This window comes from Prauserella muralis (assembly GCF_003202285.1).
In the GTDB taxonomy this organism is placed as follows: Bacteria; Actinomycetota; Actinomycetes; order Mycobacteriales; family Pseudonocardiaceae; genus Prauserella_B; species Prauserella_B muralis.
Map to the genome: position 1 here is coordinate 970270 of NZ_MASW01000007.1, position 19315 is coordinate 989584.

17 protein-coding genes are annotated in these 19315 nt (G+C 71.1%); 9 read left to right on the forward strand and 8 right to left on the reverse strand.

Translation table 11 applies throughout. From position 1 onward, the window contains the following. Nucleotides 1-3 precede the first annotated feature (3 nt). The gene (hflX, locus tag BAY60_RS34245) at nt 4-1449 is read right to left on the reverse strand and encodes a GTPase HflX (RefSeq protein WP_245992954.1); all 1446 of its coding nucleotides are present in this window, start codon (nt 1447-1449) and stop codon (nt 4-6) included. 149 nt (nt 1450-1598) lie between these two features. Further along, on the reverse strand, nt 1599-2099 hold the full coding sequence (locus tag BAY60_RS34250) for an ArsR/SmtB family transcription factor (protein ID WP_112285496.1): 501 nt from the start codon (nt 2097-2099) through the stop codon (nt 1599-1601). A gap of 62 nt (nt 2100-2161) precedes the next feature. Between BAY60_RS34250 and BAY60_RS34255 the strand changes: the two genes are divergently transcribed. Beyond that, the gene (locus BAY60_RS34255; protein ID WP_112285497.1) at nt 2162-3394 is read left to right on the forward strand and encodes an MFS transporter; all 1233 of its coding nucleotides are present in this window, start codon (nt 2162-2164) and stop codon (nt 3392-3394) included. Between the two features lie 102 nt (nt 3395-3496). On the opposite strand, the gene dapF is transcribed toward BAY60_RS34255, so the two are convergent. The 3 genes from dapF to BAY60_RS34270 are packed head-to-tail and all read right to left on the reverse strand — an operon-like array spanning nt 3497 to nt 5944. After that, nucleotides 3497-4327 carry a diaminopimelate epimerase gene (gene dapF / locus BAY60_RS34260; protein WP_112285498.1) on the reverse strand — a complete coding sequence of 277 codons (831 nt, stop codon included), beginning with the start codon at nt 4325-4327 and terminating at the stop codon, nt 3497-3499. Between the two features lie 10 nt (nt 4328-4337). Further along, the gene (gene miaA, locus BAY60_RS34265) at nt 4338-5240 is read right to left on the reverse strand and encodes a tRNA (adenosine(37)-N6)-dimethylallyltransferase MiaA (RefSeq protein ID WP_245992930.1); all 903 of its coding nucleotides are present in this window, start codon (nt 5238-5240) and stop codon (nt 4338-4340) included. Then, the gene (locus BAY60_RS34270; protein ID WP_112285499.1) at nt 5237-5944 is read right to left on the reverse strand and encodes a class III extradiol ring-cleavage dioxygenase family protein; all 708 of its coding nucleotides are present in this window, start codon (nt 5942-5944) and stop codon (nt 5237-5239) included. Before BAY60_RS34270 ends, miaA begins: the two co-directional genes overlap by 4 nt. 172 nt (nt 5945-6116) lie before the next feature. On the opposite strand from BAY60_RS34270, the gene BAY60_RS34275 reads away from it, so the two are divergent. Next, a complete protein-coding gene (locus tag BAY60_RS34275; RefSeq protein ID WP_112285500.1) occupies nt 6117-7433 on the forward strand; it encodes a DUF349 domain-containing protein in 1317 nt (438 codons plus the stop codon). Between the two features lie 87 nt (nt 7434-7520). Here the strand turns inward: BAY60_RS34275 and BAY60_RS34280 are convergent, their stop codons facing one another. Genes BAY60_RS34280 through BAY60_RS34290 form a run of 3 tightly spaced genes read right to left on the reverse strand, consistent with a single transcriptional unit; the run spans nt 7521 to nt 10266 of the window. Continuing rightward, a complete protein-coding gene (locus BAY60_RS34280) occupies nt 7521-8567 on the reverse strand; it encodes an acyl-CoA dehydrogenase family protein (protein WP_112285501.1) in 1047 nt (348 codons plus the stop codon). Beyond that, nucleotides 8564-9265 (reverse strand): aldehyde dehydrogenase family protein, encoded by a 702-nt coding sequence (locus BAY60_RS34285; RefSeq protein WP_112285502.1) that lies wholly within the window; start codon nt 9263-9265, stop codon nt 8564-8566. Before BAY60_RS34285 ends, BAY60_RS34280 begins: the two co-directional genes overlap by 4 nt. Then, nucleotides 9262-10266 carry a 2-dehydropantoate 2-reductase gene (locus BAY60_RS34290; RefSeq protein WP_112285503.1) on the reverse strand — a complete coding sequence of 335 codons (1005 nt, stop codon included), beginning with the start codon at nt 10264-10266 and terminating at the stop codon, nt 9262-9264. Before BAY60_RS34290 ends, BAY60_RS34285 begins: the two co-directional genes overlap by 4 nt. A gap of 170 nt (nt 10267-10436) precedes the next feature. Between BAY60_RS34290 and BAY60_RS34295 the strand changes: the two genes are divergently transcribed. The 7 genes from BAY60_RS34295 (at nt 10437) to BAY60_RS34325 (ending at nt 19298) form a co-directional block, all read left to right on the forward strand. Continuing rightward, nucleotides 10437-10682 carry a DUF6457 domain-containing protein gene (locus BAY60_RS34295; RefSeq protein WP_112285504.1) on the forward strand — a complete coding sequence of 82 codons (246 nt, stop codon included), beginning with the start codon at nt 10437-10439 and terminating at the stop codon, nt 10680-10682. A gap of 94 nt (nt 10683-10776) precedes the next feature. Continuing rightward, nucleotides 10777-12528 carry a thiamine pyrophosphate-binding protein gene (locus tag BAY60_RS34300; protein ID WP_245992931.1) on the forward strand — a complete coding sequence of 584 codons (1752 nt, stop codon included), beginning with the start codon at nt 10777-10779 and terminating at the stop codon, nt 12526-12528. Between the two features lie 13 nt (nt 12529-12541). Beyond that, the gene (gene frc / locus BAY60_RS34305; protein WP_112285505.1) at nt 12542-13771 is read left to right on the forward strand and encodes a formyl-CoA transferase; all 1230 of its coding nucleotides are present in this window, start codon (nt 12542-12544) and stop codon (nt 13769-13771) included. Continuing rightward, entirely contained in the window at nt 13772-15925 is a 2154-nt protein-coding gene (locus tag BAY60_RS34310) for an acetate--CoA ligase family protein (protein WP_112285506.1), read from the forward strand. It begins immediately after the preceding gene. 213 nt (nt 15926-16138) lie between these two features. Beyond that, the gene (locus BAY60_RS34315; RefSeq protein ID WP_112285507.1) at nt 16139-17647 is read left to right on the forward strand and encodes an Nramp family divalent metal transporter; all 1509 of its coding nucleotides are present in this window, start codon (nt 16139-16141) and stop codon (nt 17645-17647) included. Beyond that, a complete protein-coding gene (locus BAY60_RS34320) occupies nt 17648-18202 on the forward strand; it encodes a hypothetical protein (RefSeq protein WP_112285508.1) in 555 nt (184 codons plus the stop codon). A gap of 82 nt (nt 18203-18284) precedes the next feature. Then, nucleotides 18285-19298 (forward strand): TerC family protein, encoded by a 1014-nt coding sequence (locus tag BAY60_RS34325; protein ID WP_112285509.1) that lies wholly within the window; start codon nt 18285-18287, stop codon nt 19296-19298. The last annotated feature ends 17 nt before the right edge of the window (nt 19299-19315 follow it).

Here is a 19315-nt window from a genome sequence, read left to right on the forward strand (position 1 = left end):
TCGTCAGACGGCGGAACCGTCGGTGACGTACGCCTGCAGCGCCGCCGCCAGGTCGGGACGCACCCGGGCGCGCAGCCGCGTGCCCTCCGGAGTGTGCTCCTCGCCCAGCACCTCGCCGTCGGCGTGGGCACGGGCGACCAGCTCGCCCCGGGTGTAGGGCACGAGCACGTCGACCACCACGTCCGGCTTGGGCAGCCTGCGCGCGATCTCCTCGACGAGCTCGGTGATGCCCTGGCCGCTGCGGGCCGACACGACGAGCGCGCCGGGCAGCAGATGCCGCAGGCGGGCGAGCGAGACCTCGTCGGCGGCGTCCGCTTTGTTGATCACGATGAGCTCCGGAGGCAGGGCCTCCGCCCGCCGCTGCCCGATCTCCATGAGCACCTCGCGCACGGCACCGACCTGCTCCTCGGGAGCGGGAGCGGAGCCGTCCACCACGTGCAGCAGCAGATCGGCGTCGGCCGCCTCGTCCAGCGTCGACCGGAAGGCGTCCACGAGCTGGTGCGGCAGGTGCCGCACGAAACCGACCGTGTCGGTCAGCGTGTAGGGCCAGCCGTCCGGTGTCACCGAGCGCCGCGTGGTCGGGTCCAGGGTCGCGAACAGCGCGTCCTCGACCAGCACTCCCGCGCCGGTGATGGCGTTGAGCAGGCTCGACTTGCCGGCGTTGGTGTAGCCGACGATCGCGACGCTCGGGATCTCGTTGGCGGTCCTGCGCCCGCGCTTGGTGGTGCGGATGGAGTCCATGGCCGCGATCTCGCGGCGCAGCTTGGCCACCCGCTTGTTGATCCGCCGCCGGTCGGTCTCCAGCTTCGTCTCACCGGGACCACGCAGACCCACGCCGCCGTTGGCGCCACCGGCGCGGCCACCCGCCTGCCGGGACAGCGACTCACCCCAGCCCCGCAGCCGCGGGATCAGGTACTGCAGCTGGGCCAGCTCGACCTGCGCCTTGCCCTCTCGCGAGCGGGCGTGCTGCGCGAAGATGTCGAGGATCAGCGCGGTGCGGTCGATGACCTTGACCCTGAGCTTGGCCTCCAGCTGGCGCAGCTGGCCCGGCGAGAGCTCGCCGTCGCAGATGACGGTGTCGGCGCCGGTCGCGACCACGATGTCCGCGAGTTCCCGCACCTTGCCGGAGCCGATGTAGGTGGCCGGGTCTGGCCGGTTCCTGCGCTGCACGATGCCTTCGAGGACCTCCGAACCCGCCGTCTCGGCGAGCCGGGCGAGCTCCTCCAGCGAGGCCTCGGACTGCGCCGCGGTGCCTTCCGTCCACACGCCCACGAGGACCACCCGTTCGAGCCGCAGTCGCCGGTACTCGACCTCGGTGACATCCGCCAGCTCGGTGGACAGCCCGGCGACCCTGCGCAGCGAGGCGCGGTCTTCGAGCTCCAGCTCGCCGGGCGAGAGCTCGACGTCGTCGGCATCGAACCCGGCCTGGTGAAGCCCGTCGTGGACCAGTTCGTGTTCCGATTCCACGTGCGACGCCCGCGCGTCGCCGGGTTGTGGCTTACTCACATGCCTCCAGTGTTCTTCTGCTGTTGCGGGACCGCCGCGCGCGGCGTTCCTGCCGTCCATGTTCCCACGATCCCGCCGTTTCGCCGACCCAATTACGGGCTCGGGTAGATGGCGAGGTATAAGGCGAGCGCGCCGGCGTCCGGATCCAGGGGCCGGGCCGCGAACTCGTCGAGCAGGTCTCGCAACCTGCGCCGGAACTCCTCCTGCTGCTCGCGTGGCAGCCGCACGACCAGGCGCGACTGGTCCAGCTCGCCGGTGCCGGTCTCGGCGACCTCGGCCAGGAAGGCCTCCAGCATCGCCTCGGAGACGCCATCGTCGCCCAGGTTCTCCAGCCGCCACGACAGGCCGGTGCCCCGGTACGGGATCTCCTTGGCGCCGCGAGCGCCCTTGCGGGCGGGCTGCGGCTCGAGAAAGCCGGTGTCCACGAGCTTGCGGACGTGATGCAGCGTGGTCGCCGGGTCGCGCCCGAGTCGCTGGGCCAGCTCCTTGTTGGTCAGCGCCTCGCTGATGGTCAACCGGATGATGCGCAGCCGTATTCCCGAGGCGAGCGCGCTCGCCTCGGCCTCGGTCGCCTTCCTTCGCTCCGCGGGCACGTGGTCAGCGTACGGCCCGCACCGATTGACACTTTCCAATCACTCGCGCGACACTCGACAGGGTGAGCCGAGACTCTCTGTGGTTCCATCGCGACTTCCGGCGGCTGTGGGCGGGAGACACCGCGAGCCAGTTCGGCACGTTCACCGGGCGCACGGTGCTGCCGGTGCTGGCCGCCACGGTCCTCGCCGCGTCGCCGCTCGAGATGGGCCTGCTGACGGCGGCGGAGAACGCCGCGTTCCTGCTGCTCGGTCTGCCAGCCGGGGTGTGGGTCGACCGGATGCGGCGCAGGAACCTCATGGTGCGCGCCGACCTGATGCGCGGGACGTTGCTGCTCAGCCTGCCCGTGGCCTGGTGGCTGGACGTGCTGACGCTGCCGCAGTTGCTGGTCACGGCCCTGCTGGTGAGCGTCTGCACGCTGTTCTTCGACGTCGCCTACCAGTCGTACCTGCCGTCGCTGGTGGGCAGGGCGAGGCTCGTGGAGGGCAACGCGAAGCTGCAGGCCAGCCAGGCGGTCGCGAACGTGACCGGTCCTGGCATCGCCGGGGCGCTCGCACAGGCCCTCGGCGCGGCCAACGCCGTCACCGCGGTCGGGTTCGGCTACGTGACGTCGGCCGCGTTCCTGCGGCGCATCCGCGCCGACGAGCCCGCGCCGCCTCCCCGGGACGGCACACGGCTGCGCGCCCAGGTCGCCGAGGGGCTGCGGTTCGTCTTCGGCAACACCACCCTGCGCGCCATCACGCTGTGCACGGCCTCCGGCAACTTCGCGGGCGGTGCGTTCACGGCCGTCGAGGTGCTGTTCCTGACCCGGACCGTGGGGCTCACCCCGGCCGGTGTCGGTGCCGTGCTGGCGGCGGGCGGCGTCGGCGGTGTGGCGGGCGCGCTGACGGCGGGCTGGTGGACGCGGTGGGCGGGTCAGGCGCGTGCGGTGTGGGTCGTGCCGCTGCTCACGTGGCCCGCGCAGCTGCTCATCGCGCTCGCGGCGCCCGGCTGGCGTGCGGTGCTCGCGGGGGCGGGCCTTGCGGTGGCCGGCTACGGCATCGTGGTCTACAACGTGGCCCAGGTCAGCTACCGGCAGGCGGTGTGCCCCGACCGGCTGCTCGGGCGGATGAACGCGAGCGTGCGGTTCGTCGTGTGGGGCACACTGCCCGTCGGCGGCCTGCTCGGCGGGGTGCTCGGCGAGCTGATCGGCGTTCCCGCGACGGTGTGGATCACCTGCTCGGCACTGTCCGTGGCCGGGCTGTGGGTGGTGTTCTCGCCGCTGCGCACGATGCGCGACGTCCCGGCTGCGCTGTGAGCGCGAGCCGAAGGGCACCTTCGGTACCGGTCGCGTACCCAAGGTGACCTTCGGCTCGGCGACGGGCCGGGCGAGGGTGGCGGGAGCGGTCGATCCGGCGGCCTACGGCAGGCTGTTCCACCACGTCTCGTCGAGCTCGCCGCGGGCGACGATCACGGCGGGCCCGGTGAGCGTGGACGCTCCCCGCTCCACGGTGACCTCGACCCTGCCGCCAGGAATGTCCACTGTGGACGATCCGTGGTCGGTGCCCGCGAGGTGCAACGCGGCGGCGACGGCCGCCACCGTGCCGGTGCCGCACGCCCGCGTCTCGCCCACACCCCGCTCGTGGACGCGCATGCGCAGCGCCCGCGGGCCGAGCACGTTGACGAACTCGAGGTTCACGCCGTCCGGGAAGACGTCGCCGTCGAAGCGGGGCTGCTCGCGCAGGTCCAGCCCGGACACGTCGTCGTCCAGCGCGGAGACCAGGTGCGGGTTGCCGACGTCGACCGCGACGCCGGACAGCTCGCGGTCCCCGACGATGGCCACCGAGGTGCCGGTGATCCGGGCGGGTCCCATGTGGACGGTCACGGAACGGTCCGGGTGGACTCGCACCCGCCGGTCGCCCGCACGCGTACCCACGCTGAAGTCCGGGCCGGTTTCCAGGTCGGCCTCCACGAGATACCTGGCGAACACGCGCACGCCGTTGCCGCACATCTCGGCAAGCGAGCCGTCGGCGTTGCGGTAGTCCATGAACCACCCGGCACCCGAGTGCGCACCCTCCTCGAGGGCGGCCGAGCGCACGACGCGCAGCACACCGTCCGCGCCGAGCCCGCGTTGCCGGTCGCAGAGTGCGGCGACGCGGGCGGGCGTCAGCTCCAGTGCGCCGGAGGCGTCGGGCAACAGCACGAAGTCGTTCTGCGTGCCGTGCCCCTTGAGGAACTCGATGCCACCCATGGGATCAAGATTACGGGGCCACCGCCGCGAGCACATGATCGGTCAGGTTCCCGTCGGCGCCGTCGAACCACCGGATGCGGTCGTCGCGCCGGAACCACGACCGCTGCCTGCGCACGAAGCGCCGGGTGGCCTGCGCCGTCGCCTCGGCGGCCGCACCGAGATCGCCTCCGGAGTCCAGCGCGTCGAGCACCTGCTGGTAGCCGAGCGCCCGCGAGGCCGTCCTGCCCTCGCGCAGGCCACGGGCCTCCAGCGCCCGGACCTCGTCGACCAGCCCGGCCGCGAACATGTGCTCGACCCTCCGGTCCACCCGCGCGTCGAGCTCGGCGACGTCGCGGTCGACGCCGACCAGCACCGTTCCGTACCGGGGTTCGCCCGGTTTCGGCAGGTTCGCCGAGAACGGCTCGCCGGTGATCGCGATGACCTCCAGTGCCCGCACGATGCGCCGGACGTTGGACGGCAGGATCGCCTCGGCCGCGGCCGGGTCGGCCTCCGCCAGCCGCGCGTACAGCCGTCGCGTTCCGTGCCTGCGCGCCTCGTCCTCCAGCTGCGCCCGCACCCCGGGATCGGTGCCGGGAAAGCGCAGGTCGTCGACCACGGCCTGGACGTAGAGGCCGGAGCCGCCCACGAACACGGGCACCCGTCCCCGCGCGAGCAGCTCTTCGATGACGGCACGCGCGTCGCGCTGGTAGGCCGCCACCGACGCCGTCTCGGTCACGTCGAGCACGTCGAGCAGGTGGTGCGGCACTCCCCTGCGCTCCTCCGGCGTCGCCTTGGCCGTCCCGATGTCCATGCCGCGGTAGAGCTGCATCGCATCGGCGTTGACCACCTCGCCGCCGAGCGCGAGCGCGAGCTCCACGCCCAGCGCGGTCTTGCCCGTGGCGGTGGGACCGACGACGGCGACCGGCCGGATCACCGGCGCTCCCAGGCCGCGACGTGGTAGGCGACGCCGAGCGGCGCGTCCGAGTACAGCAGCCTGCCCCGCCAGTGCGGCGCCGCGCGGGCGAGCCCGGCCAGCACCCACCAGGGCGTCAGACCCTGCACACCCAGCTCGGCGGCGAGCGCGTGGTCGACGGCCAGCAACGCCTCCGGGTCGGCACCGGCGAGCGCCGCGGCGACCTTGCCGTCGAAGTCGCTGGCCCGCGCGTCGGTCCAGCCCGGCGGCGCGGTCTCGTGCCGGTTCGAGCCGTCGCCCAGCACCAGCAGGCCGACGTCGTCGCGCACCGAGGACAGGCGTTCACCCAGCGCGACACACTCGGCCTGGCTCGCCGTGAAGGGCACCAGCTCGACCCGGACGGAGCGGGCACCCGCCCGTTCCCGCAGCCAGCCCGCCACGAGCGCGGGCAACGGCAGGTCGGCGGGCTGCCCAGGGGCCACCCCGTCGCTGAGCGCGACCGGGACGTCGACGCCGAACCCGCGGAAGGACGCCCGGACGCCCGGCTCGATCACGGCGGCCGCCGAGGCCGCTCCGATGGCGATCCAGTCCCGCGCGTGGCGGGCGAGCTCCCCGGTCGCGGCGAGGCAGGCGTCGCGGACGGCGGCGGTCTGCGCCGCCGCTCCGGCGACGAGTTCCGGTACCAAGAGGGGAGGATGAGGCACCACGACCGCACGCGTGATCACGCGTTCCGAGGTTACCCGCAGCGCCCATGGAGGTACGTCTTGAGGCATACAGTACCGAGAACCGCGCTGACCTGTTTGAATGCGGGCCTGGAACCCGTATCCGCAACACCCGGCCCCGCCGTCGGCGGGGCGCCCGCGCAGCCGCGGGCCGACAGGCGATAAGGAGCCGGCCATGGCCGAGCAGAACAGCCCCCACGGCACCGATGTTCCGGCGCCGCACCAGGTGCCCCACACCCATGCCGGCGCGCACGCGCCCGCGGTGCCTGCCGCCGAGGCCCACCCGTCGCGCTGGGGGCGCATCGACGAGGACGGGACCGTCTACGTCCGGACCAGCGACGGCGAGCGCGCGATCGGCGTCTGGCAGGCAGGCTCGGCCGACGAGGGGCTGATGCACTTCGCGCGCAAGTTCGACGACCTGCGCACCGAGGTCGAGCTGCTGGAGACACGCCTGAACTCGGGAGCGGGTGACCCGAAGCAGGCCCTGTCGAGCGCGACGCAGCTGCGGGAGAAGCTGGCCGACGCGGCGGTCATCGGCGACCTGGACGCGTTGCGGGCGCGGGTGGAGGAGGTCATCGGCCACGCGGAGCGGGCACTGGCCGAGGTGAAGCAGGAGCGCGAGAAGGCGCGCGCGGCGGCCATCGCCCGCAAGGAGGCGCTGGCGGAGGAGGCCGAGCAGATCGCGGCGACCTCGACGCAGTGGAAGGCGGCGGGCGACCGGCTGCGCGCGATCCTCGACGAGTGGAAGACCGTCAAGGGCGTCGACCGCAAGACCGACGACGAGCTGTGGAAGCGGTTCTCCAAGGCCCGCGAGTCGTTCAACCGGCGGCGCGGGTCGCACTTCGCCGAGCTCGACAAGCAGCGGGTGGCGGCCAAACGGCGCAAGGAGGAGCTGATCGCCGAGGCGGAGTCGATGTCCGACTCCACGGACTGGGGTCCCACGGCGGCCAGGTACAAGGAGCTGATGGCCGAGTGGAAGGCCGCGGGCCGGGCTCCGAAGGACGCCGACGAGGCGCTGTGGCAACGGTTCCGCGCCGCCCAGGACGCCTTCTTCGCGCGCCGCTCGGCGGTGTTCTCCGAGCGCGACGCCGAGTTCGCCGAGAACGCGACGCGCAAGGAGGAGCTGCTCACCGAGGCCGAGAAGATCGATCCGGGCGCCAACCTGGAGGCGGCCAAGGCGCAGCTGCGCAAGATCCAGGAGCGCTGGGACGAGATCGGCAAGGTGCCGAGGGACCGCATCCGGGAACTGGACGGGCGGCTCAAGGCGGTGCAGGACCGGGTGCGCTCCGCCGAGGACTCGAAGTGGCGGCGCACCGACCCGGAGGCGCAGGCGAGGGCCGCGCAGTTCCGCGAGCGCGTCGAGCAGTTCGAGGCGCAGGCGGCCAAGGCCCGCGCGGCGGGTGACGAGCGGCGGGCCACGCAGGCCGAGGCGCAGGCGGCCCAGTGGCGCGAGTGGATGGAGACCGCCGAGAAGGCCGTCGCCGACCGGTGACCGGCTCGACGGGGGGTGACCGGCCGGTGCCCGCCGGATGAGCGGAGCACGGGCCGGTCACCGCCGCCGCGCCCGTGGTGGGAGCGGTCAGGTGGCGTAGAGGGCGGCTCCGAGGTGTTCCAGGACGGTGTCCTGGGTCGGTGGCACGGCGTAGGCGGCCCTGGCGTCGCGGAAGCGGCGCTCGACACCGGCCGCGCCGGACGGCGCGGCCGCCTGGCACACCTTCATCGCCAGGTCGGTGACGCCGATGGCCGTCTGGACCGCGGCGGCCCGCAGGGCGAGCAGTGCCTCGTGCGTGCCCCGTCCCGGCCACGCCACCGCGTCGGCCGCGCCGGTGAACATGCCGCGCACCGAGTCGGCGCGCACCTTCATCCGCGCCAGTTCGGCCAGTACCGACGGCCGTCGCGCCCCCGCCTCGCTGACCAGCCGGGCGCTCGCCTCGACGGCGCTGTCCATGATGCCCAGGCTGACCGCCGCGCCGAGCACCGCGAACCACGGGAAGGCCACGTCGCGCACGATGCGGGCGCCATCGGCGGAGAGCAGCGCGTCCGCGGGCACCGTCACCGGGTCGGCGGCCACCGGTGCGGCGCAGGCGCCGCGCAACCCGAGCGTCTCCCCCGTGGCGGGGACGAGCAGGCCGGGAGCACCGGCCGCCACGAGCCACAGCTGCTCGCCGCTCGACCACACGTAGCTGTCTGCGTGCCCGGCGGCGGCCACCCACGCGTGACGGCCGTGCAGGTCGGCGACCCCGCCACGCACCCGGGCGGCTCCCGCTCCGCCCAGCAGGTGCACCGCGACCGTGCACAGATGCCGTCCGGCCGCGACCTCGGCGCGCAGCCCACGAGGTGCGCACTCCTCCAGCACGGCCACGGCCGTCAGGTGCGACTGGAGCACCGTCGCGGTGGACGCGCATTCGCGGGCGACGCGCCGCACGACGTCGGCGGCCTCCCGCAGCCACAACCCGCCTCCGCCGAGCTCCCGCGCCACGGTGCAGCCGAGGACACCCGCGCCGGCGAGGGCCGCCAAGCCGGCGCGGGGAAACCGTGCTCCCCTGTCGATCTCCCCCGCGGCCGGGCCCACCACGTCCGCGAGCACGCGGGCGAGCGGGTCCCGGCAGGCGGGTTCGCCGCTCATCCCGGCGCCCTGCGCGTGACGGCACGAACGAGCGCCGCGCCGCGCTCGGCGTCCACCGGGTGGGAGACGCAGCCGACGACGTCGAGCCTGCCCAGCGCGTCGTCCACGGCGGGCCCGCCCGCGACGAGCGTGAGCGGGAGGCCGTGCGGGCCCGCGAGCGCGACGGCGAGCGCCAGGAAACGCACGCCGCCCGCCTCGGGCGCCTTGACGATCGCCGCGTTCCCCGCGAGCGCCTGCACCAGCGCCGCCCGCACGAGGACGGGAGCCGGGCAGTCGCGGGCCGGGATGTTGCTGACGGGGCCGCGCAGCGGCACCCGTCCGGCAACGGCTTGCCCGATGCCCGCGAGCTGCCCGCGCACCCCGCCGAGACACCGGTCGACGGCGGCGGTGGCCGCTGTCACCGCCGTGCCGGTCTCCTCGGCGAGCAGGTGGGCCAGCAGGTCGCGGCGCGCGTCCAGGTCGCCGAGCGCGGCGGTGACGCGCGCGGTGCGCTCGGCGAGCGGAGCGAGGGACCAGGTGCGGTGCTCGTTGAACGCGGCGCGCACGGCACGTGCCGCGTCGGCGGGCTGCAGGCCGGCCGGGCCCTCGCGGCGCCACAGGCCCGCCCAGTAGTGCAGCGGCCGATCGCCGTCGAAGGCCTCGGGCGCCAGCGTGGCGGCCCGCTCGGACATCGACGCGGTCTCCACCGTGAGGGTCATCGCGCACCTCCCTGTGCGGCCAGCGCGGGCGCCGCGGTGACGCCCGCGTTGAGCAGGTCTGCGAGTGCGTTCACCACCTGCAGCGTCGGCACGGCCACGTCGGCCATCGCGGCGAGCTCCACCACGGCGGTGAGGATCGCGTCGAGCTCGAGCGGCTTGCCCTTCTCCAGGTCCTGCAACGTGGACGTCTTGTGCTCGCCGGTGCGCTCGGCGCCCGCGAGCCTGCGTTCGATCGAGATGTCGGTGTGCACGCCGAGCGCCGCGGCCACGTCGAGGGTCTCGCGCATCATCTCCACGACGAGCGCCCTGGTGTTGTCGTGCCGGCAGATCGCGGCCATCGTCGCGCGCGCGAGCGCGCTGATGGGGTTGAACGCGATGTTGCCCATGAGCTTGACCCAGATGTCGTGGCGGAGCTCGGGCTCGACGGGGCACTTGAGGCCGCCCGCGATCATGGCCTCGGAGAACTCCGTGCAGCGCGCGGAGATCGAACCGTCCGGCTCGCCGATCGACAGCCGGGTGCCCTCCAGATGCCGGATGACGCCCGGCTCGGCGATCTCGGTGGCGGCGTAGACGACGCAGCCGATGGCCCGCTCGGGCGGCATCACCGCGCTGACGGAGCCGCCGGGGTCGACGGCCTCGATGCGCCTGCCCTCGAACGGCCCCGGCACGCCGTGGAAGTACCACCACGGGATGCCGTTCTGCGCGGCGATGAGCGAGGTGTGCTCGGCCAGCATCGGTTCCAGCAGCGGGCCCGCGCTCGCGTACTGGTTGGCCTTGAGACCGAGGAAGACGTGGTCGACGGGGCCGACCTCGGCCGGGTCGTCGGTGGCGTGCGGATGGGCGACGAAGTCCCCTCGGGGACTGACCACGCGCACACCGGACGAACGCATGGCCTGCAGATGGGGGCCGCGGGCGATGAGGTGCACCTCGGCTCCCGCGCGGTGAAGGCTGGCGCCGACATATGCGCCGATGGCGCCGGCACCGAGAACAGCAACTTTCACGTTGACTCCGTTCTTGGCCGTTCTTGCGTCAGCTCGTGATGTGGAGACAGGTGTCCCTTTCGCGGATTTCGACGGATCGCGCCGGAAAGGGAAAGCGACTTGCGAGCGGGTTGTATGCAGTATACGGTATGGCAAGCTCGGGTCAATGGGTGGACGCGGGAGGGCAGGACATGAATGAACTGCGGGAATGGACCTCCACGCTGTGCGCTGATCTCGGACTCGACGCCGATCAGCTCGCTTATGGACTGATCCTCTCCATGGCGCGGGACGTGGGCCGGACGGTGGCCAAGCCCGCGGCGCCGATCACCGTGTACCTCGTCGGCATGGCCGTCGCACGCGGCCTGTCGCCCATGGAGGCGGCGCAGCGTGTCGGCGCGCTCACGCAGAACTGGCCGCGCATCGACTGGCGCGACTAACGAACCGGTAGAGCGCTCTGGACAACGCGTAGCTCGAGGGCCACGATAACTCCATATGGTATGCAGTATGCGGTAGCCACCAAGCTCGAAGGAGATGACGACGCACATGGGGCAGACGGCCAAGACAGAGCCGGTCAGTGCCGGCCAGCCGAGCGCGCTGGCGGACGCGGACGGCGAACCTCAGCTGATCTCCGGCGGACATCTGGTGGCGAAGGCGCTCAAGGCTGAGGGCGTCGACGTGATCTTCACGCTCTGCGGCGGTCACATCATCGACATCTACGACGGCTGCGTCGACGAGGGCATCGACGTCATCGACGTCCGGCACGAACAGGTCGCCGCGCACGCCGCCGACGGTTACGCCAGGGTCACCGGCAAGCCCGGCTGCGCGGTCGTGACCGCGGGGCCCGGCACCACCGACGCCGTCACCGGTGTCGCCAACGCGCTGCGCGCGGAGAGCCCGATGCTGCTGATCGGCGGCCAGGGCGCGCTCAGCCAGCACAAGATGGGCTCGCTGCAGGACCTCCCGCACGTGGACATGATGGCGCCGATCACCAAGTTCTCCGCCTCCGTCCCCGCCACCGAGCGCGCCGCCGACATCGTGTCGATGGCCTTCCGTGAGTGCTACCACGGCGCGCCCGGTCCGTCCTTTCTGGAAATTCCGCGGGACGTCCTCGACGCCAAGGTCCCTCTGGAGAAGGCTCGTATCCCGAGGGCGGGCGCCTACCGCGCCTCGACCCGCAGCGCCGGTGACCCCGAGGCGATCGAGCGGCTCGCCGATCTGGTCGTACACGCGGAGAAGCCCTGCGTGCTGCTGGGCAGCCAGGTGTGGACCTGCCGCGCCACCGACGCGGCCATCGAGTTCGTCCGCACCCTGAACGTGCCTGCGTTCATGAACGGCTCCGGGCGCGGCACGCTGGCCCCCAAGGACCCGCACCACCTGCAGCTGGCCCGCCGGTACGCGTTCCAGAATGCCGACCTCATCATCATCGTCGGGACCCCCTTCGACTTCCGGATGGGCTACGGCAAGCGGCTCTCCACCGACGCCACCGTGGTGCAGATCGACCTCGACTACCGCACGGTCGGCAAGAACCGCGACGTGGACCTCGGCATCGTCGGCGACGCCGGGCTGGTGCTGTCGTCGGTCACGCAGGCGACGTCCGGCCGCGTCGACAACGGCGCGGTGAGCCGCAAGGCGTGGCTGGAGGAGCTGCGGGCCGTGGAGAACCAGGCCTACGAGAAACGCCTGCCGCGCCAGCACTCCGACGCCAACCCGATCGACCCGTACCGGCTGGTGCACGAGATCAACGAGTTCCTCACGCCGGACTCGCTCTACATCGGCGACGGCGGCGACATCGTCACCTTCTCCGGCCAGGTGGTGCAGCCGAAGTCGCCCGGCCACTGGATGGACCCCGGTCCACTCGGGACACTCGGCGTCGGCGTCCCGTTCGTCATGGCCGCCAAGTACGCCAGGCCGGAGAAGGAAGTGGTGTGCCTGTTCGGGGACGGCGCGTTCAGCCTCACCGGCTGGGACTTCGAGACGCTCGTCCGGTTCAACCTGCCGTTCGTGGGCATCATCGGCAACAACTCGTCGATGAACCAGATCCGCTACGGCCAGATCCAGAAGTACGGCGAGGGCCGCGGCCGGGTCGGCAACACGCTCGGCGACGTGCCCTACAGCGAGTTCGCGAAGATGCTCGGCGGCTACGGCGAGGAGGTCCGCGACCCGGCCGACATCCGGCCCGCGCTGGAGCGGGCCCGCGAGTCGGGCAAGCCCTCGCTGATCAACGTGTGGGTCGACCCGGAGGTCTACGCCCCGGGAACGATGAACCAGACCATGTACAAATAAGGGGCGTGCACCAATGGGTAAAGCACTCGAAGGCGTTCGTGTCCTCGACATGACCCACGTCCAGTCCGGGCCGTCCTGCACGCAGATCCTGGCCTGGCTCGGCGCCGACGTGGTGAAGCTCGAGGCCCCGTCGGGCGACATCACGCGCAAGCAGCTGCGCGACGTGCCCGATGTGGACAGTCTCTACTTCACGATGCTCAACTGCAACAAGCGCAGCATCACCCTCAACATGAAGAGCGACGAGGGAAAGCGGATCTTCACCGAGATGCTGCCCAAGTTCGACGTGCTCGCCGAGAACTTCGGGCCGGGCGCGGTCGACAGGATGGGCTTCACGTGGGACCGGCTGCAGGAGATCAACCCCAGGCTGATCTACGCGTCCATCAAGGGCTTCGGCGACGGCCCCTACACGCACTTCAAGGCCTACGAAGTGGTGGCGCAGGCGATGGGCGGCTCGATGAGCACCACCGGCTTCGAGGACGGGCCGCCGCTGGCCACCGGCGCGCAGATCGGCGACTCCGGCACGGGAATCCACACCGTCGCCGGGATCCTCGCGGCCCTGTACCAGCGGGAGCACACCGGGCGCGGTCAGCGCGTGACCGTGGCCATGCAGCACGCCGTGCTCAACCTCTGCCGGGTCAAGCTTCGCGACCAGCAGCGCCTGACACACGGTCCGCTGGCCGAGTACCCCAACGAGGAGTTCGGTGACACGGTGCCCCGCTCGGGCAACGCCTCGGGCGGCGGCCAGCCGGGCTGGGCGGTGCAGTGCGCGCCGGGTGGGCCGAACGACTACATCTACGTGATCGTGCAGCCCGTCGGCTGGGAGCCCATCACCAAGCTCATCGGCAGGCCCGAGCTCGCCGACGACCCCGAGTGGAGCACGCCCGAGGCGCGGCTGGACAAACTCGACAAGATGTTCCAGCTCATCGAGGAGTGGAGCATCAACCACGGCAAGTGGGAGGTGCTCGCACGACTCAACGAGCACAACATCCCGTGTGGACCTGTGCTGTCCACCAAGGAGATCATCGAGGACGCCTCGCTGGCGGCCAACGAGATGGTCGTCTCGGTGGACCACCCCAAGCGCGGCGAGTTCAAGACCGTCGGCTGCCCGATCAAGCTGTCCGACTCCGCCGTCGACGTGCAGCGCTCCCCGCTGCTGGGCGAGCACAACGAAGAGGTCTACGTCCGCGAACTCGGCGTGGACGAGGCCCGGTTCACCGAACTCAAGGCGAATGGAGTGATCTGAGTGGCCTCCGCACAGTTCGACAAGGCCGCCGTCCGTGAGGTGCTCGACGCGGTGCGCGCCGAGGGGCGCGACGCACTGACCGCGCCGGAGGGCAAGCGCGTGGCCGACGCCTACGGGATTCCCACGCCGAAGGAGGGGCTGGCCACCACCGCCGAGGAGGCGGCGAGCCTGGCGGGCGACATCGGTGCCGCCGTGGTCTGCAAGATCGTCTCCCCCGACATCCTGCACAAGACCGAGGCGGGCGGCGTCATCGTCGGTGTCCAGAGCCCGGAACAGGCCAGGGACGCCTTCGACACCATCGTGGCCAACGCCAAGGCCTACAACGCCTCGGCCACCATCACCGGCGTCCAGGTGCAGGAGATGGTCGGCGGCGGGCACGAGGTCATCATCGGCGCCACCACCGACCCCACCTTCGGCAAGGTGGTCGCGTTCGGTCTCGGCGGTGTGCTGGTGGAGGTGCTCAAGGACGTCACCTTCCGGCTGGCACCGCTGGAGCGGGCCGAGGCCCGCTCCATGATCGACGGCATCAAGGCCGCCGACGTGCTGCGCGGCGCGCGCGGCACCGAGCCGGTGGACGCCGACGCGCTCGCCGACGTGATCCAGCGCGTGTCACAGCTGGTGGCCGACTTCCCGGAGATCCGCGAGTTCGACCTCAACCCCGTGTTCGCCTCCGGGTCGGGCGCGGTGGCGGCCGACATCCGGATCCTGGTGGAGACGGGCGAGGTCAGCGAGCCGGCGCGCCCGTCGCAGGAGGAGATCCTGGAGTCGATGACGCGGCTGATGAACCCGCGCTCGGTGGCGGTCGTCGGGGCCTCCGACCAGGAGGGCAAGATCGGCAACTCGGTGATGAAGAACCTCATCAACGGCGGCTACGCCGGCGAGATCTACCCGATCAACCCCAAGGCCGACGAGATCCTCGGCCGCAAGTGCTACTCCTCGGTCGCCGACATCCCGGGTGAGGTGGACGTCGCCGTGTTCGCGATCCCGGCCAAGTTCGTGGCCGGCTCGCTCACCGAGTGCGGCGAGAAGGGCGTCCCCGCGGCCGTGATGATCCCGTCCGGGTTCGCCGAGACCGGCAACCAGGAGCTGCAGGACGAGATCGTCGAGATCGCGCACCGGTACAACATCCGGATGCTCGGGCCGAACATCTACGGCTACTACTACACGCCGCAGAACCTGTGCGCCACGTTCTGCACGCCCTACGACGTCAAGGGCGGTGTCGCGCTCACCTCGCAGAGCGGCGGTATCGGCATGGCGATCCTGGGCTTCGCGCGGACGACCAAGATGGGTGTCTCGGCCATCGTCGGGCTCGGCAACAAGTCGGACGTGGACGAGGACGACCTGCTCACCTACTTCGAGCAGGACGACAACACCCAGGCCGTGGCCATGCACCTGGAGGACCTCAAGGACGGCAGGGCGTTCGTCGAGACCGCCAAGCGCATGACCACGAAGAAGCCGGTCGTGGTGCTCAAGGCGGGCCGCACGGCACTCGGTGCCCGGGCCGCCAGCTCGCACACCGGCGCGCTGGCGGGCGACGACAAGGTCTACGACGACATCCTGCGGCAGGCGGGCGTCGTGCGCGCCCCCGGGCTCAACGAGATGCTCGAGTACGCCAGGGGCCTGCCCCTGCTGCCTACCCCGAAGGGCGAGAACGTCGTCATCATCACCGGCGCGGGCGGCTCCGGGGTGCTGCTGTCGGATGCCTGTGTCGAGGCCGGGCTGTCGCTGATGGACATCCCGCCGGACCTCGACGAGGCGTTCCGGCGCTACATCCCGCCGTTCGGTGCCGCAGGCAACCCGATCGACATCACGGGCGGCGAACCGCCGTCCACCTACGAGGCCACGATCCGGCTCGGGCTGGAGGACCCGCGCATCCACGCGCTGATCCTCGGCTACTGGCACACGATCGTGACCCCGCCCATGGTCTTCGCCGAACTGACGGCGCGCGTCGTCGAGGAGGCGAGGGAGAAGGGAATCGACAAGCCGGTGGTGGCGTCGCTGGCCGGCGACACCGAGGTCGAGAAGGCCAGCGACTACCTGTTCGACCACCGGATCATCGCATACCCGTACACCACGGAGCGGCCCGTCGCCGTGCTCGGCGCGAAGTATCGCTGGGCGAGGGCGGCCGGGTTGCTCGGTCAGGGGCGTGCCTGACACGCCCATGCAGGGGGCAGCAGTGTTGTCCGCAGTTGTGCGCGCAACGCGATCGTCCCGCCGGGGTTGACTCGGACAGCGGAGTTGGATCTGCTGTCCGGGCGCCCCCGGCGCCACGGCCGCGGGCCTTCGGCCGAGCGCGCTCAGTGGCACCGTGATCGCCGCCGCCGGCCCATGGCGACGGTCTCGGCCACTCCGAAAACTGGAGGTCCAATGGTGGATTCTTCGAAAGTTCCCGTCTCGGGCTCCGCCGGGGACACCGGCGCCGATACGGGCCAGACCGAACGGGTGTGGCGAGCCGGCGGGCTCGATCCCATGCCGATCCGCAAGCTGCCCGACGCCCCTCCCGCCATCCACCTGCTGGGCCCGACGGTGTTCCTCGTCGCGCTCGGCGTGGGCATGGGCGAGTCCTACATGTGGCCGAGGCTGGTTCTGGTCTTCGGCCCGGAGATCAGGTGGCTGTTCCTGGTCGGTGTGACCCTGCAGGCCGTGGTGATGCTGGAGATGGCCCGCTACGCCATGGCCACCGGCGAGAGCATCTTCACCGGCGCCGCGCGGGTGTTCAAACCGATGATGTGGTTCTTCTTCGCCACGGCGATACTGGTCTACATCTGGCCGGGCCATCTCTCGGCGGGCGCCGCCGCCTTCGAGGAGATCACCGGCATACCGTGGGTGGTGACGGCGTGTATCGCCCTGGTCCTGGTGGGCGTGATCTTCACGCTCGCCAAGGTGATCTACAACCTGCTGGAGAACGTGCTGTCGTTCCTCATCGGGTTGCTGGTGGTCGGTACGGCCATCGTCGCCTCGCTTGTCGGCAGCTGGGGAGACCTGGCCAGCACGATCACGGGCATGTTCGCCTTCGGCTACTTCCCCAGCGAGGCCATGTCGAGTGCCTGGTTCCCGATCGTGGTCGGCTCGATCGCGTTCGCGGGCCCGTCGGGCATGCAGCAGATGTGGTACACGCTGCACCTGCGCGACAGCGGGGCCGGTATGGGCGCGCACGTGCCGAAGATCCGCGGCCTGCGGCACGCCGCCGAGCAGGAGGCGATGCCCGCGCGCGGGTTCATGTTCGACACGGACGACCCGGCCGAGATGAAGAAGTGGAAGGGCTGGCGCCGCTGGGTCACCTTCGACGCCCTGCTGCTCTTCTGGGGCATCACGATGCTGGTGACAGTGTCGTTCACGGTGCTCGCCCAGGCCGCGGCCAGGGAGAACCCCAACGTCAAGTCACTGATCGAGGGCGGTGACCGGGACGCGGCGTTGGGCGCGATGTCGGACGCCTTCGCCGCCGTCGGCGGTCCGGTGCTCGGCGGGGTGTTCTTCGGGTTCATCGCGCTGATCGGCCTCAACGCCACGCTCGGCCTGTTCGACTCGTTCTCGCGCGGTCAGGCGGACATGACGTACTTCTTCGTCCCGGGTGCGAAGAAGTTCAAGATCTCGCACCTCTACGCGGGCTTCCTGTGGGGCGTGATCATCTTCGGCATCCTGATCCTGCTGTTCGGCCCTGCCGACGGGCCCAGCGGCGTGCTGGACATCCTGGCGTTCCTGTCCACGTTCGCCATGGGCGCCTACTGCGTGGTGCTGCTGCTGGTGAACAACAGGATGCTGCCCAAACCGATCCGGCCGAAGTGGTGGACCAACGCCATCATCGGCTTCGGCGCGGTGTTCTACCTGGGCATGCTGTTCTACAGCCTGGCGCGCTTCGGTGTGGTCGTGAGCTAGATGGACACCTCACGCCTGCTCCGGCTCGGCGAGCTCGCCTTCCCCGGGTTCGTCGTAGGACTCCTCGCCGGCGCGGTCGCCGGTGGGCTGGCCGGCCTCGTCGGCCAGCCCATCGGCTGGGCGCTGGTGAGCACGCTCGCACTGGGCATCCCGCTCGGCCTGCTCGGGGCCGGGTACGGGCTGCTGGCCGCATTCCGCAAGGTCCGGATCGGCGCGTTCGCCCCGATGGCGCTGTACTGGCTCATCGGGTTCCCGCTGGCCAGGCTGGCACACGAGGTGCTGACCCACCTGGTGCTGGCCGGGACGCCTCAGCTGCCGCCCGATCCGCTCGGTTTCCTGCTGTACCAGGCACTGATCAGCGCCGGTTTCGCCATCGGTTTCCTGTGGCTGCACGAGCGCCTCGCGCCACGGTGGTGGCGCAGGGTCGCACCTCGCAACGCTGACGCTGCGGAGGTCTACGCTGCCTACGCCGCGCACGCGAAGCAGGTCTACGAGGCCCGGCAGGCCTCGATCCAGGCCCGCAGGCGCAGCCGCGAACGCGCCGCTCGACGCTGAGGCGGCGGCTTTTCCGGGGTCGTTCGCCCACGTCCGCGTGGGCGAACGACCGGCAGTTCCCGCTTACTGGATTGGGGCGACGTTGAACACTCCCGTGTGGGCCTGGCTGGTGACCATCGCAGGCCTCGCCGCCATCATCTGTTTCGACTTCTACCTGGTGTCCCGCAACCCGCGGCATCCGTCCCTGCGGGAGTGCACGCTGTGGGTGTCCGGCTACGTGTCCCTTGCCGTGCTCTTCGGCCTCGGGGTGCTGCTGCTGGCCGGGCCCCAGTACGGTGGCGAGTTCTTCGCCGGGTGGATCACCGAGTACTCGCTGTCGGTGGACAACCTGTTCGTCTTCGTCATCATCATGTCGAGCTTCGTGGTGCCCAGGGAGTACCGGCAGAAGGTGCTGCTGATCGGCATCGTGGTGGCCCTGCTGTTGCGGGGCCTGTTCATCGCCGTCGGCGCCGAGGCGATCACCCGGTTCGACTGGCTGTTCTACGTCTTCGGCGCCTTCCTCCTCTACACGGCGTGGAAGCTGTTGCTCCACGGCGACGACGAGGAGGACGAGTTCAAGGAGAACGCGGTTCTCCGCACGGCCAAGCGGTTCCTGCCCGCCACCGACACCTACGACGGCGCCAGGCTCACCACGAGGATCGACGGCCGCAAGATGGTCACCCCGATGCTGATCGTCATGATCGCGATCGGCACCACCGACCTGCTGTTCGCGCTGGACTCCATTCCCGCGATCTTCGGCCTTACCAAGGAGCCGTATCTCGTGTTCACCGCGAACGCATTCGCGCTGATGGGATTGCGCCAGCTGTTCTTCCTGATCGGTGGCCTGCTCGACAAGCTGGTGTACCTGAGCAAGGGGCTCGCCATCGTGCTGGGTTTCATCGGGCTCAAGCTGATCGCCGAGACCCTGCACCACCACGGCGTCTCGTGGGCGCCGGAGGTGCCGATCCTCGCCTCACTCGGCGTGATCGTCGGCACGCTGGCCATCACGACCGTCGCCAGCCTCCTCAAGGTCCGCAGGGATCGGTCCCGCGCACTGGACGAGGAACTGGACGAGGCCTCCGACTCGGACGTCGCCCAGGCGACGACGGCCGACTGACCATTGACGGGGAACGC

Excerpts from the sequence above, each read along its gene's own strand:
- dapF (WP_112285498.1), bottom strand. The coding sequence starts at position 4,327 with ATGGGTGGCATCGAGTTCCTCAAGGGGCACGGCACGCAGAACGACTTC.
- BAY60_RS34275 (WP_112285500.1), top strand. The coding sequence starts at position 6,117 with ATGGCCGAGCAGAACAGCCCCCACGGCACCGATGTTCCGGCGCCGCAC.
- BAY60_RS34280 (WP_112285501.1), bottom strand. The coding sequence starts at position 8,567 with ATGAGCGGCGAACCCGCCTGCCGGGACCCGCTCGCCCGCGTGCTCGCG.
- BAY60_RS34285 (WP_112285502.1), bottom strand. The coding sequence starts at position 9,265 with ATGACCCTCACGGTGGAGACCGCGTCGATGTCCGAGCGGGCCGCCACG.
- BAY60_RS34295 (WP_112285504.1), top strand. The coding sequence starts at position 10,437 with ATGAATGAACTGCGGGAATGGACCTCCACGCTGTGCGCTGATCTCGGA.
- BAY60_RS34300 (WP_245992931.1), top strand. The coding sequence starts at position 10,777 with ATGACGACGCACATGGGGCAGACGGCCAAGACAGAGCCGGTCAGTGCC.
- frc (WP_112285505.1), top strand. The coding sequence starts at position 12,542 with ATGGGTAAAGCACTCGAAGGCGTTCGTGTCCTCGACATGACCCACGTC.
- BAY60_RS34315 (WP_112285507.1), top strand. The coding sequence starts at position 16,139 with ATGGTGGATTCTTCGAAAGTTCCCGTCTCGGGCTCCGCCGGGGACACC.
- BAY60_RS34320 (WP_112285508.1), top strand. The coding sequence starts at position 17,648 with ATGGACACCTCACGCCTGCTCCGGCTCGGCGAGCTCGCCTTCCCCGGG.